A 14,239-nucleotide genomic window follows, 5' to 3' on the forward strand; every position below is an offset into this window, starting at 1 on the left:
CTCTTTCAATCGTCGGGGGAAACAAGTATTTTTGATTCGTTCCCGAATACCTAAAACCACCCCTTTCTATGACCAAACAAGTCGCTGTACTGATAGCAGGCATCTTTGCTTTCCTTGAAAGTAACTATGCACAACCAGCTATACAGTCGTTTTATCCAGCGTCAGGACCCATAAATACAGCTGTTACTATAACCGGAACAGGTTTCAGTACGGCTCCAGCCAATAACACAGTCTATTTTGGCGCAACCAAAGCTACCGTTACCGCCAGTACGGCAACCACCATTACAGCCGCCGTTCCAGCGGGCGCCACCTATCAACCGATCACCGTTTCAACAAATAATCTGACGGCATATTCCACGCTTCCTTTTGTTGTTACCGGAACCAGCAGTGAAGTGGGTGTGCCATTCAGCTCAACTTCGTTTGTGCCTAAGCAGGATATTACAACCAGTTATTATCCCCATGGCCTTGCCCTGGGAGATTTTAATCTGGACGGTAAACCTGACCTTGTAGTATCAAAAGGCAGTTCCGCAACCGTGAGTGTACTAACCAATACATCGTCTGCAAACTCCCTGTCATTTGCCCCACGTATAGAACTGGCTGCTACCGGCACTGCACATGAAGATGTGGCCACCGGCGATCTGGATGGGGATGGCAAACTTGATTTTGTTTTAACGAACCCTCATGGGCCGAATTCCGTTTCAGTGTACAGAAATACCACTAACGGATCTGTAATAAGTTTTGCCGGAAAGATAGACCTGCCCGTGGTGAACTCTCCTTATGGCGTTGCCATTGGTGATGTTGACGGCGACGGTAAACCAGACATAGTTACAGTGAATAGTGGTACGGGCGCCAATGTTGTTTCGGTTCACAGGAATATCAGTACACCCGGGAACATTTCCTTCGATACTAAAATTGACCTGCCTGGCGGCGTGGGACCTTTCAGTGTTAAGATTGCGGATCTCGATGCCGACGCAAAACCGGAGATCATTGTAACTGGGCAGTACGCCAGCTCTTCGCACCTCAGCGTTTTAAAGAACACAAGTGTAGTTGGAACAATTTCATTTCAGACGCCTCTTCAACTGGCGAATTTACCAGCTCCATTTAGTGTTGCAGTGGGGGATTTGAACGCCGACAGCAAGCCCGATATAGTGGCTGCCGTTGCGGGGGCCACTGCAATAATTGTAAAGCGGAACACCAGTACACCGGGCATGCTTAGTTTCTCGGCCCAGCAGGATTATTTTTCAACGGGCGGTTACCCGTGGGGCGTTGCAATAACCGATTTTGATGGCGATGGCAAACCGGATGTGGTTGCTTCCAATAACCAGGGCAACTCAGTATCGGTGCTACAAAATACCACTACTACCAGCAGCATTTCATTTGCCAGTCGTGTTGATTATGCCGTAGGCGCTGATCCCAGCATCGTTACCTGCGGCGATCTCAATGGCGACGGCCGTTCAGATATCATAGCTGCCAATACCTCGGAGACATTTATTTCTATCTTAAGGAACATTATAGGGGCAAATGTAGCACCAGCGATCACTTCTTTTACACCTGCTTCAGGCGTTAACGGAACAACGGTAACCATCACCGGTGAAAACTTCGAAGGCGCTACGGCCGTAAAATTTGGTGGTGCAAGTGCCTCCCTGTTCACAATCCATTCAAATACTATAATAACAGCTGTTGTTGCGCAGGGCGCCAGCGGCGATGTAAGTGTGACAACACCCCTTGGCACGGCAACACGGCCGGGATTTGTATATACTGGTCCGCTCATAGATGCATTTACGCCGGCCACAGGCAATGCGGGTACAACCGTCACTATTACAGGAACAAATTTTACCAATGTAACCGCGGTTAATTTTGGCGGCATTCCCGCAGCTTCGTTCACCGTTAATTCTTCAACAAACATCACTGCGGTTGTCGGCAACGGCGGCAGTGGCGATGTTACGGTAACAAGCTCCCTTGGCACGGCTACACGGCCAGGATTTACTTTTGGCGTGCCGGTTATTACCGGTATAACGCCAGCGATTGCGCCGGTAGGGGCCACAGTAACAATTACAGGTACTAATTTCAGTCCGACTGCTTCAGCGAATACAGTGTTCTTTGGCGGCGTAAAAGCCGTGGTTACATCTTCCTCCGCAACGCAATTAAATGTTATTGTTCCGGCAGGCGCAGGCTATGCCCCTGTTACTGTTACGACCAACCGACTCACTGCCTGGTCATCGCAACGTTTCAGTACCAGTTTTTCAGCCAGTGACCCGCAGTTGAAAACAACGTCATTTGCTGTTGCAGGCAATTATGGTACGGGCAGTTACCCGGTAGCTGTATATACTGCTGATCTGAATGACGATGGTAAACCGGAACTGATCACCGCTAATTCCATCGGTAATAGCATTTCCATATTGAAGAACATAAGCACCGTTGGGGATCTGTCATTTGACAACAAACTCGATCTGCCTGTTGGAAAGGACCCTAAACGTATTGCCATTGGAGACCTGGACGGCGATGGTAAACCCGATCTTGCCATCATTAATTTCAATGCAGGCGCTGCAAGCACCCTGTCGATTTACCGCAATGCAGGCACAGGCGGATCCCTGGGCTTTGAACTGAGAACAGACATCCCAACCGGTAATGGCTCACTCGGCCTGGGCATTGCCGATCTCAATGGCGACGGTAAACCTGATATAGTGGTTACAAGCGGCAACTCCGGTTTGTTTTCAATCTTACTAAACACAACGGTTGGAACAACGATCTCATTTGCACCCAAGCAGGACTTTACCCTGCTCACGCATCCAGATGCATTGGTGCTGGCCGACTTTGATATGGACGGCAGGACAGATATTGTTACTTCCAATTTCAGTAACGGGAACATTTCGGTATACAAAAACGCCAGCACAAACGGGTTCCTTATGCTGCCCAACCGGCAGGATTACCCGGTTGGTACGTATGCCAGTGACATCTCGGCTGGCGATCTCGACCTGGACGGCAAACTCGATCTCATTGTCAGGAACAACGGTCAGTTCTCTTATTTGAAGAACTACAGTGCATTCGGATATATATCATTTGGAACTGCGCAGGCGTTTACATTACCGGTTACCAATGTAAATATGGGTGATTTGAATGGTGATGGTAAACCTGACCTGTGCGCCGGCAGAACACAGAACGGCATAATTTCTATTTATCAGAATACGACAGCTGTTACGGGAAATCTGAGTCTGGGTACAAATGTTGATTTCCCTACCGGTAATTTCGATACGTTTGTGACAACCGGCGATCTGGACGGCGATGGTAAACCGGAAGTGGCTGCTGTGAATACAACACTTTATACAGTAACGATCCTGCGGAACAGGGTTGATGAACCCATCGACGCAGGGCAGCCTGTGCTTACACAGCTATCGGTTGTGTCTGCACGTAAAGGCCAGGTTGTTTCAATTTCCGGTAACAATTTTAGTGGCGCCAATGAAGTGAAATTCGGAGGCATAAGCGCAAGATCGTTTACGGTGGTTTCGCCAACGAAAATTGATGCAATTGTTGAAGACGGCGCATCCGGCAAGGTCACCGTAACAACGCCGGCAGGAACAGGAAGCCTGTCAGGTTTTATGTTTATACCCGAGGTTATAGCAGGCGGTTCTACCCGTATTTGCGAGAATAGTACTGTGGTTTTAAAATCAACGGCTGCTGCCAACAACCAATGGTATAAAGATGGAAGCAGTATCATGGGAGCCAACGGCGTCACTTACCAGGCCGCAGCAACCGGTAACTATACAGTTAGAACTACCAGCAATGGCATTACCACTTCGTCGGCAACCGGTATTAATGTACAAGTGATCCTGGTGCCAACACCCACAATTACCTCAACCGGCAGCGTGTTGACATCCAGCGCTGCCAACGGCAACCAATGGTATTTTAACGGAACACTTATACCCAATGCCACGGCGGGAACGTATGCGCCTGCTGAAACCGGAAGTTATACGGTTAAGGTAACGGTGAATGGTTGTGCGAGCGCTTTTTCGGAAGCTTACAATCACGTCATGACCGGCATTGTAGACGTTGCAAACAGCCAGTCCGTAAAATTGGGCCCCAACCCGGTACGCTCTGAAATAGTGCTTCAATGGAATGTGCCCAATTCGCAAACGCTGACGATAGATATAAGAGACATGTATGGCAAACCGGCCTTCATAAAACGTAACATCAGCTCTGGTGAAGCCATCAATGTAGCTGCATTGCCAACGGGCACCTACTTTATAAAAATGTACCGGGCTAATGGAGGTCTGGTAGGAACGGTGAAGATGTTGAAAGTTTATTAATACAGGTAAATCGATTGATTTCTCTTCCTAAACGTAATTGGATCAGCAGGTCCCGGCAAACCCGGGACCTTTCCGGTATCAATGCAAACTGATCACCCGCGTGATCTTCCATGCTCCATTCTCCTGACGCCAGATATGAACAAAGCGGGCGTAGTTTGACCTGGAATTTTCCATTTTATTATAGAACCGGTGATAGCCCATTTCTACGGCGCCATAGCCTTTGATGGGATATACCTCTAAACTTCCGGCTAATAATTCACGGGTCACTTTCCCGCAAATATTATTTTTTAACGCGGCTATCAGATCAGTCTTTGATTTCATCAGACCACCGCCGTCGTGATAGAATTCGAGATCATCTGATATCAGCTGTTCCTGGGCTTCCATTTTACAATTGTTATACGAATCCTCCCAGAGGCTGTCCATACGAACAATGTTATCGTATAATTCTTGTGATTGGGGTTTATAGGAAGGTATTTGAAGTTGCCATGGCTGCTGGCTGTTCTTTTTCTTTTCTGTGTCTTTTTGCGAATAGCTGATGAACATGAAGAATGAGGCGAAAGCAGTTAACAGCAATGGTTTCATAATCGAAATTTTAATAATGAGTTATATGGTTAGTTTTATGTCAGACGCCGCATGTAAAAGATTTGTTACACGCAATGGCTGACATGCTGCATTTATTGCGTGAGATACTGCAGGGCAGCGTTAATGCATCGGTATTCTTGCATTCAGTAATGTCAGGCTTATGCTTCTATAAACAAAAAGGACCTCCTGATAGCTCAGGAAGCCCTTTTCAATTTTATAAGGTTGAACCTTTCGCTGCAAATCCAGCTACTTAAGACCAACCATGGTATTGGTATTTGGATCCCAGACCTTCAGTCGAAAGCAGGCGATGATATCTGCAGGATTCAGGGAGGTCTTTTTTGCTTCCTGTAATTGCGGAATGCTGGCCATTACCTCGGGAAGGCGGTAAAATGGAATGCGCGAATTGATATGATGGATATGATGATAGCCGATGTTAGCAGTCACCCATTTCCAAAATGGATTCATGACCATATAGCTGCTCGATGACATCGCCGCTTCCTCATAGCACCAGTCATCTTTTTCGCGGAAGGTTACTCCCGGAAAATTATGCTGCGCATAAAATAGATACGCGCCGATCATAAAGGCCAGTAGGAAAGGCACTATTGCAGCAAGCAGCCAGGTGAGCCAGCCGAGGTGAACAAAGATCAATACACTGATGCTGATATGAACGATAACAGCTATGAGTGAGTCCCAATGGCGTTTGGGAGCACTGATGAATGAGCGCACACACATGCCATAGAGGAACATCGTAATATAGCCAAACACAATGGTCAGCGGATGACGGATGGCCAGGTAACTACGCTGCTCTGTTTTGGAAGATTGCAGGAATTTTTGTTTGGTCATCACCGGATATGACCCGATGCTGGCGCTGAATAATTTGCAATTATGATTGTGGTGATAATCATGCGATCGCTTCCAGATGCTGGTAGGTGCGAGTATGAAAATGCCATACAATTTGAAAAGAATATCTGCCGGCAATGACCGGTGCAGAATGGTGTGATGCTGGTGATCGTGATAGATCACGAACATCCTGACCATCGTAAGTCCGGCGGCAACACTGCAGGCGCTCCGTAAAAATATATTATTCAAAAAATAAATGCCTGAAAAAAGGGCCATCAGGATCGTTATCGTCGAAAGCGTATATAACCAGCTTTTCCATTTAATTTCTTTGGCAAAAGGCTTTGTTGCAAGGATCAGTTCCCTGCCCGGATTTTTTTGCATGAGTTCGATTCTAAAAAATTTTTTTATACAATTATTTGGGTTGCTGCCGGGCGTTTATGCTTCCATCTTCTATGGGACCAAAGCCATATTTCAGGTTGTTCCCGTATGTCTTTTTCCAGTCTGGCGGTGTGTAATTCAGAAATTTCCCCCTCTGCGGTATTTTTAGCGTCTTCCGTTAAAATTTCCGCAAGTATGTTGTAATAACCTCTTTTCAGCCGCTTTATTGTAATGTATACAATAGGATAATTCATTTTTTTGGCAATTTTTTCCGTTCCTCTGAAAACGGGCGTATCCTGGTGTAGAAAGGTGGTCCACAATGCGTTATCCGGTTGTGGTGTTTGGTCGGCAATAAATGCGGTGGAGGTGATCATTGACTTGTTCTTCACCATGTCTTTATAAGTGTCTTTCATGGCAATAAGCCCCGTGCCAAAACGCGTACGCATGCGATACATCAATCCGTTAAAATACTTATTGCCGAAGGGGTGATAAACCACAAACAATTTTTGTTTACAGGTGAGGCTGAACGTGTTACCTGCCCATTCCCAATTGCCGTAATGCCCCATTACGAGCATGATGCTTCTTCCTTCCTGGTGATAACGATCGAAAATAGCTTTTGCCGCCGGGCTTAAAGTGCAACGTTTTAACATAGAGGAACGCGCAATCGTAAGCGTTTTGAAGCTCTCGAGGAAGAGATCACAGAGGTAGTGATAATAATCCTTGCACATTCTTTTTATTTCTGTCTCTGTTTTTTCAGGGAAAGAATTGCGAAGGTTTTGCAGGGCTATTTTCCTGCGATAGCCAAAGACGTAGTAAAGGAGAAAATAGAAACTATCACTCACCCTGTATAAGAGTGGAAAGGGCAGGAGGGAAAGTAAATAGACGAACGGTAACAGGATGTAATAGATCAGGCCTTTCATAGTATGGTGGTGAAGATAGTTTTTAATGGCCGGATCCAAAATAAATCCGGGATCTTTTCAGGTAAAATAGGTGCTTTTTGAGGGAAGACTTTAGTTTTCGCTGTCTGGTGCCGGTTCGCATGAATATTCTTCACCCAATAAAAAAGCCGCCTCAGCGGCGGCATTGCTATTTAAAATCGTTCTGTTATCGTAGTGTTTTCATCAAAGCGGAAATCCTTTGCTGCCCGTAACCTGCTTCCTGTCCCTTACGAAACAGTTGCTGTGCGAACCGGGCAAAACCGGCGTCGAGTTTGTTTTCTGCCGAAAGGCGCACCATCAGGTCAAAAGTGCCTGCGCAGATGTCGAGAGAGCTTTGGGGACTGTCATATTTCTCCTGCTGGATATCATCGGCAGTGTCTTTGATCATTTGTCCGAGCACGGGCGCAATATTGAGGATCATATTGCCAAGATCTGCCACCTGCAAACCTTCCGACTCGAACAGGCGGGCACCATTGAGAAAGCCGATCATCATGCCGAACATGCTCGACAATGCGGCGATATCCCATGCAGAGGCGGCGCCGGGCGCTTCACCGAGATAAACGAGCCCACCGCCGAGGATACGTAGCGTATCTTCCGAAGTAGCCCATGCCGTTTTGTTGCCGGAAAGGAAGATAGGGGTGTGCCCGGTGCCCATTTGGGATGGAGTGGCGAGGATGGCCCCATCCAGATACCCGGCGCCGCGGGCGCTGAAGGAAGCTGCCATCAGCCGGGCGTCCTGCGGCGTTCCGGTGGATAATTGCACCACCGTTTTACCTTTCAATGAAATGCCCTGCAGCAGTTCTTCGGTGATCGCATAGTCCTGCACACATATAAGGATGATGTCGTTCGCTGTTACCGCCTCCTGTATGTCGGGCGTATATGCTGCGCCGATGGCACGGAGTGGCAGGGTCTTTTCTTCCGATCGGTTCCATACCGTTACCTTTTTGCCTTTTTCCACTAATAACCGGGCCAGTACCGAACCCATGGCTCCCAGTCCTATCATCAGTACTTTTTCTTTCATCTTGTGTTTATTTTTATTACACAAAGTGAAGGATTTCGGGAACGATGGGCAATACGGGTGAATTTGTTCAGATAGGGATAATTTTATCCCTGTAAATTCCGATCATGTGTAATTTTGCCCGTGTAAAACGCCTGGCGATATGTATGAGAAAAAGATTCCAAAGGATTTTTCCTGCGGCTTTACTGTGCTGATGGAGATCATCGGCGGTAAATGGAAACCGTATTTGCTGTTCCTGATTAGTAATGGCGTGCGCCGCCCCAGCGACCTGCATCGCAAGGTGCCCACGGCCACCCGCAGGGTGCTGAATCTGCAACTGAAGGAATTGGAATTTCACGGCATCATTGGTAAAAAGATCTATGCCGAACTGCCGCCGCATGTGGAATATTACCTGACCGATTTCGGTGAGTCATTGTTGCCCGTCATCAATGCAATGGATGCATGGGGTGGTGGTTACAAGCATCAATTTGAGCAATTGATGCTAAGGAAGCAGGTACCCGGAGAGGCTTAATGGCCAGCCTTTTTTATTTTACAACTTTAGCTATGGTTAACCTCAACCGTGCGGGATCTTCTTTGTTCTTTACGCTGCAGGTAAAACCTTGCGATTTCGCTCATAGTAATGATAGCGCCACCCAAAATACCCAGGTCTTTGATGACCACGCGGCCACGTCCGGGCAAATAAGGAAACCCCGATTGTGCATCGCCCGCTCAATCTTTGATATTATTGTTACCTGGCAAAAGGGTGTCGGCGCGTGTGGCAAATTGAACAGGCGTAGCACCGATCATGCGTTTAAATGCATGATTAAAATGGGCGTCATCTGTAAAACCAAGGTAGCTGGCCGTTTCTTTCGGTGATAATCCCGACTGCTTCAGCAATGCTTTTGCATTTTCAATTTTCATCTTTAGCACAAACTGGTAGGGCGACACGCCTACTGATCTTTTAAAAAGCCTTGAAAAATAAAAAGCGCTTAGATGTGCCTGGCCCGCAAGGTCCTGCACGCTGATATCTTCGAAAATATGCGCATGACAGTAATCGATAACCTTTTTTAACTGATAAGCGGTAAGTTTTCCTTTAGCTGCTTTGTAAACAGTCGTACGGCCATAGTGCTCTGCCATGTAGGCCGTTAAAGAAATGACCAGTGAATCGCCATATAACTTACCCGACCAGCCATCTTTTTTGATCTCCTCATGGAATGCCCTGGCGATTCCCATAATAAATGGATCATTGACGCCCCGCTTTTTTTCCCAGACCGGCTGAGGCATTTGCATCGTTTCTTCCATCCATGCCGTATCGATCGACATGGCAAAGCCATGCAATGATTGCCGGAACCTGGTTTCTACGCAACTGCCGGGCGGAATGATACTCATATCGCCTTTGTCATATATCTTTCTCCAGATCCCATTGCTCATTTTCCATTCAAGCAGCACAGGGTCACCAACATTGATAGCTATGCGGTGGCAGCGCGCATCTTTAGTGAAAAATGGCTGATTCGCAGGTGCTGTGAATTTTTCAATAACAATGCCGTTCCATGAAGTATATTGATAGGTCTCACGTTGCATGCACCGCAAAACAAGCCATTTTTTGATTGTCAGGAGTAATTATTTCCAGCTATTTTCTGACAAGATTGTTTTTGTGCTTTTGAATGAATTGCAATAAAGTGGTTGGTTTTCTTCCCGTGATATGCTCAAAATTATCAAACGTATCTGCTTTCTCCACTAAACTTCCATCTGCCTGCCTGCTGAAGACATTTACCAGGCAACGCGAGTATGTAGGATCGAAGCCTGCAGCAACCACCCTTTCATAAAAAACAGATGGGGGATTGTTGATATATGTGAAAGGCTGGTTAAGCACGGTGGAAAACAGCGCTGCGATTTGAGGGAATGATGCAATGTCATAGGCCAATGGAATTGACTGACCGCTGTATCGCTCAGGGGCAAGTAATACTTTGGATGCCACCAATGCAATGTCTTCGCAGTCTACCCAGCTTACAGTGGCATTGCCACTATACCATTGTAGTACGCCATTGCCATCGATGATCTGGCCCAAACCCAATAGCAATTGCATATAGGAATTGGGATGTAAATGCGTATAGGAAATACCAGAGCGTTCAATGTAGGCTTCAACCAGCTGATGCCAGCCAAGGTGTACAATTGTAGTGTCAGGGCTCGCATAGGCCCCACTGTGAACTATATGTTGCACACCAACCACTTTAGCTGCATCCACCACCGCCTTGCTATGCGCCAGCATGTTCACGGTATAGCCTGTTAACAGGTAAACCGAGTGGATCCCCTTCATTTTCCCGATCAATGCGCCCAGTCCGTCTTTTTCAAAACTATCCAGGTCAATGGTCACTGTTTTGATCCCTTTTGCAGAAAATTCCACCGCATCAGCATCCGTTCTTACCGATGCAATGACTTCAACGCCTGGAGCCGCAGCCAGCAGGTTAACCAGGCGGCGGCCGATCTTTCCGGTTGCACCGAAAACCAATATTTTATTCATTTCTACCAATTTTTATAAAGGTGTTATGCCGGGGAGAAAGAGGGTTGTAAAAACCTGCTTTTTTGTGGGAGGCGGATGTGGCAACGAAGCGTTCAATACTACAACTTGGAAATAAAGGGGCGTTCTTTTCAATATACCCATTCTAACTTTGGCCGAGGTTGAAACCTTTGCAGCCCTTACCGGGAGCCGGTTTGAGCGCTCCCCGGATGGGTATCCATTTAGATAGAATGGGCAATTTTCTAAACACTGCTCCGGGAAACCCTTTGGAATAAAGTGAGCACGAAAATTTCCGTATTAGAATAAAACAAATGTTATGGAAGCGAGATTTGAAAAATCCAGCGTGATGAGTGATCCTGGGGTAGTACTTGCTTCAGTAAAGCGCATTTCTTGGGCCGCAGTATTTGCTGGTGTGCTGATAGCGGTCGTGATACAAATTACCCTTGGCTTACTAGGTATAGGTATTGGTTTGAGTACTGTTGATCCGAAAACGGAAGAAAACCCGGCGCAGGGCCTTGGCGTTGGCACTGCGATCTGGTATGGGTTGTCGAGCCTGATAGCGCTGTTTGCGGGTGGTTGGGTGGCCGGCCGGCTGTCAAGGACCAACCAGGGATTTGATGGCGGCATCCATGGCCTCTTAACCTGGAGTATCGTGTCTTTGCTTACGTTGTATTTTGTTACAACCGCGATAGGCAGTATCCTGGGCGGAGTAGGCAGGCTCGTCGGAAACACATTGGGTGCCGTTGGTAATGTGGCCCAAAGAGGAGTTGAGGCAGCAACACCTGAGATCAGGGAGCAGCTGCAAAACGTAGACCTCGGTAAGCTTAAGAGTGAGGCAGCACTATTACTTCGCCAGACCGGAAAAGCCGAACTGCAACCCGCTGCATTGGAGGACAGGGCAAAACAGTCAGTCGATAAAGCAGGAAGCACAGCCGGCAACATCGGTGCAGCGCCACAATATACAGATGCGCAGGTAGACGGATTGCTGGGGCAGCTTTTTGCCGAAGGAAAAGATGTTGCGCAAGAGGTGGATAGAGATGCAGTTGTGAATGTTATTGTTGCGCGAACCGGTAAAAGCAGGGCAGAAGCGGAACAGATCGCCGACAATTGGGTAGCTGCTTCAAAACAGGCTTCTGCCAAAATGCAGGAAGTGAAACAGCAGGCAGAGGCCAAAGCGAGACAGGTAGCAGACGATGCTGCAGATGCGGCTTCAACGGCAGCCATACTTGCTTTTGTAAGTCTGCTGCTGGGAGCGGGTGTAGCATGGTTTGGTGCAAAAAAAGGAACCGACTCAAAGGATGACGAAGTAGTTACTACCCGGTCAGCGCTGGCATGACCTATTCATTCGGCGCTATAACTCCACTGCAAGTACATCAGGGAAAAAGGGCTGCTCCATAGCCCCATATTGGCGAGCGTACAAATTTCTTACTAAAGAGAGAAGGGTGCCTATCTATTATCGAGTTAGGTACCCTTCCACTGTATTATTCTAATGTGCCGCCGTATACGGAATCGGATCGCTTTTAATTAAAATCTGCAAAATGAATGGCATACATCAGTTGCTGATACCCTGGGCAAAGCCGCCATCAACCGGTAGCTCTGCTGCCGTTGTGAAAGTAGCTTCAGCTGCGAGATACAGTGCGGCTGCAGCCACTTCCTCAGCTGTGCCATGGCGTTTTAGCGGCGTAACTTCATTGCCTTGTTTGATAAATTCTTCGCGGTCTTTTTCTGTCAGACCGGCCACTCCCATTGTAGGTGTTAGAATGAAACCGGGTGCTACTGCATTCACCCGTATTTTTCGGGGCAACAATTCAGCTGCAATTACTTTTGCAAATGCTTTCACTGCTTCTTTAGATCCTGAATAAGCGCTTAAGCCGGGAAAGATACGGTCATTGGCGACAGTAGTAAATATGATAGCGCCGTAATCATTGATAAGCGGCTCCAGTTGCTGCACTGTAAAGAATGCGCCTTTTGTATTGATACTAAACTGCCGGTCCCACGATTCTTCTGTAACCTGTTGTAGTTCTTGTATTTCGGCTATACCATGGTTTACAAACAAATAATCAATACGCCCTAATCGTTCTGCTACAACCTTGCGTAGTTCTTTTATGTCGGTTATACTTGAGGCATCTGAACGAAATAAATGTGCTGTATTGGTTGAAAGTTGTTGTCGCGCTTCATTAATTTTTTTCTCATTGCGGCCGGTTGATACGACTTCCGCGCCTTCCATCAACAACGCTTTAACGATAGCCAAACCCATACCGTGAGTACCACCTGTTACAACTGCTTTTTTGCCTTTGAATCTATTCATTGTTACAATTGATTTGTTTAATGAAATGTTGATACAATGTCTGCCCATCCCTGAGTCAGGGAGTTTGCTTGCTAAATACCAGCTTTATCTCCTGCATGCCGGAGAGTACCGATAGTTTGGCAACTTGCATTATTGTCAATCAAAGATAAAAGAGGGCTTTATGCCAGTGGCTTTGAAAATGTCAGGAAATGCTTTGAAAATTTCGAAATTGCGAAGGGCTGTTGCCGGTAAGTCGCCGAAAGAAAACGGAAAAGTATTCCTGATTATCGAAATGAAGTTCATCTGCAATTTGTGAAATGGTAAGGTTGGTTTGCCGTAGCAGTGACTTTGCATGATGTAACCTTGCCTGGTGAATAACCTGCAGCGCCGTTTGGCCACTTATCTTTTTAGCTATTTGCGTAAGATATTTGGCGTTTATATGTAGTTTGTCTGCGTATTGCTGTACGGCATCTGACTTCATAAAATATTCTTGAACCAATAGCATAAAAGCATTGTAAATTTCTTGTTCCCGGTTAAAACCAGTTGCAGCTGTTGTCTGTGGTTGATACAGATTTCTGCCTTTAAGTAATAGTATATTCAGATAATTTTTAAGTATTTCCCTGGTATAAACGGTGTGATTGTCGTATTCCAAATGTATTTGGCTAAAAAGGGTGGCAATACTGTCTGTATCCTGTTTATTTAAAACGATGCCAGGAGAGTTGAGATGGTTAAAGAAAGGGAAGTCGTGGGGAAATGCAGAGCGGGAAGAAGACATATGTATGAACTCGGGTTTGAAAAGGATGGTAAATCCGTTGCCAGGCTCATTGGAAGGTTGTCCTTGGCATGACTGTAACCGATGGGGGCTTATAAAAAAAAGCCTGCTAATGGCGGCCGGAAACACATATTGGCCGATGGTTATCTCGCAGGTCGGATTTAATTCAAATACAATTTCAAAATAATGATTCTGGTAGGGCAAATCGTGAGCACAGCCATTGAAAAGCGCTTCGGTCCAGTTGGATATCATAAAATCAGGAAACCTGCTTGCAGGCAACCGGGTTGTTTTGGTATAATCTTTAATTTCCCTGAACTGTTGAATTGCTGGCATATAATAAAACTTACTACTATTACATGCAGCATTTATTAAAAGTTTAGTATAATGTAGTGATTATTTGAACCCCTCAAAAACAAAAAAGGACCGTTCTTTCGAACAGCCCTTTTTCAATTTTGCCAAGGTTGAAACCTTTGTACCGCGTACGGGATTCGAACCCGTATCACCACCGTGAAAGGGTGGTGTCCTAGCCCTTAGACGAACGCGGCTCGTTTTTGGGAGTGCAAAGATAGGGAGCACTTCTATTTCACCAAAAAAAATCTCACTTTCTTTAAAAATATTTTTCA

The 14,239-nt window shown here is 46.4% G+C and carries 11 protein-coding genes and 1 tRNA gene; 3 read left to right on the forward strand and 9 right to left on the reverse strand.

What is annotated here, in order from left to right; all coding sequences use genetic code 11:
• The first annotated feature begins 68 nt into the window (after nt 1-68).
• Complete coding sequence (locus tag JUB15_RS11315) at nt 69-4,304, forward strand: FG-GAP-like repeat-containing protein (protein WP_207512571.1); 4,236 nt, start codon at nt 69-71, stop codon at nt 4,302-4,304.
• 78 nt (nt 4,305-4,382) lie between these two features.
• Here the strand turns inward: JUB15_RS11315 and JUB15_RS11320 are convergent, their stop codons facing one another.
• The 4 genes from JUB15_RS11320 to JUB15_RS11335 all read right to left on the reverse strand — a co-directional run bounded on the left by JUB15_RS11320 (nt 4,383) and on the right by JUB15_RS11335 (nt 8,063).
• Nucleotides 4,383-4,886 (reverse strand): nuclear transport factor 2 family protein, encoded by a 504-nt coding sequence (locus JUB15_RS11320; RefSeq protein WP_242696307.1) that lies wholly within the window; start codon nt 4,884-4,886, stop codon nt 4,383-4,385.
• 246 nt (nt 4,887-5,132) lie between these two features.
• On the reverse strand, nt 5,133-6,107 hold the full coding sequence (locus tag JUB15_RS11325) for a fatty acid desaturase family protein (protein ID WP_207512572.1): 975 nt from the start codon (nt 6,105-6,107) through the stop codon (nt 5,133-5,135).
• A gap of 23 nt (nt 6,108-6,130) precedes the next feature.
• The gene (locus JUB15_RS11330; protein ID WP_207512573.1) at nt 6,131-7,024 is read right to left on the reverse strand and encodes a lysophospholipid acyltransferase family protein; all 894 of its coding nucleotides are present in this window, start codon (nt 7,022-7,024) and stop codon (nt 6,131-6,133) included.
• 184 nt (nt 7,025-7,208) lie between these two features.
• Complete coding sequence (locus JUB15_RS11335; protein ID WP_207512574.1) at nt 7,209-8,063, reverse strand: NAD(P)-dependent oxidoreductase; 855 nt, start codon at nt 8,061-8,063, stop codon at nt 7,209-7,211.
• 139 nt (nt 8,064-8,202) lie between these two features.
• Between JUB15_RS11335 and JUB15_RS11340 the strand changes: the two genes are divergently transcribed.
• The gene (locus tag JUB15_RS11340) at nt 8,203-8,571 is read left to right on the forward strand and encodes a winged helix-turn-helix transcriptional regulator (protein WP_207512575.1); all 369 of its coding nucleotides are present in this window, start codon (nt 8,203-8,205) and stop codon (nt 8,569-8,571) included.
• Nucleotides 8,572-8,768: 197 nt separating this feature from the next.
• Here JUB15_RS11340 and JUB15_RS11350 read toward each other — a convergent pair whose 3' ends face one another.
• Together JUB15_RS11350 and JUB15_RS11355 are read right to left on the reverse strand one after the other, a co-directional pair.
• Nucleotides 8,769-9,620 (reverse strand): AraC family transcriptional regulator, encoded by an 852-nt coding sequence (locus JUB15_RS11350; protein ID WP_242696322.1) that lies wholly within the window; start codon nt 9,618-9,620, stop codon nt 8,769-8,771.
• Between the two features lie 49 nt (nt 9,621-9,669).
• A complete protein-coding gene (locus JUB15_RS11355) occupies nt 9,670-10,560 on the reverse strand; it encodes an NmrA family NAD(P)-binding protein (protein WP_207512578.1) in 891 nt (296 codons plus the stop codon).
• Nucleotides 10,561-10,873: 313 nt separating this feature from the next.
• Here JUB15_RS11355 and JUB15_RS11360 point away from each other — a divergent pair, with 313 nt between their 5' ends.
• Nucleotides 10,874-11,893 (forward strand): hypothetical protein, encoded by a 1,020-nt coding sequence (locus JUB15_RS11360; RefSeq protein ID WP_207512579.1) that lies wholly within the window; start codon nt 10,874-10,876, stop codon nt 11,891-11,893.
• A gap of 216 nt (nt 11,894-12,109) precedes the next feature.
• On the opposite strand, the gene JUB15_RS11365 is transcribed toward JUB15_RS11360, so the two are convergent.
• The 3 genes from JUB15_RS11365 to JUB15_RS11375 form a co-directional block, all read right to left on the reverse strand.
• Nucleotides 12,110-12,865, reverse strand: a complete 756-nt coding sequence (locus JUB15_RS11365; protein ID WP_207512580.1) for an SDR family oxidoreductase — start codon at nt 12,863-12,865, stop codon at nt 12,110-12,112.
• Nucleotides 12,866-13,046: 181 nt separating this feature from the next.
• Entirely contained in the window at nt 13,047-13,949 is a 903-nt protein-coding gene (locus tag JUB15_RS11370; RefSeq protein ID WP_207512581.1) for a helix-turn-helix transcriptional regulator, read from the reverse strand.
• A gap of 140 nt (nt 13,950-14,089) precedes the next feature.
• Nucleotides 14,090-14,161, reverse strand: a tRNA-Glu gene (locus JUB15_RS11375).
• Nucleotides 14,162-14,239: the final 78 nt, after the last annotated feature.

Source organism: Longitalea luteola (genome assembly GCF_017356035.1).
GTDB classification, from domain to species: domain Bacteria; phylum Bacteroidota; class Bacteroidia; order Chitinophagales; family Chitinophagaceae; genus Niastella; species Niastella luteola.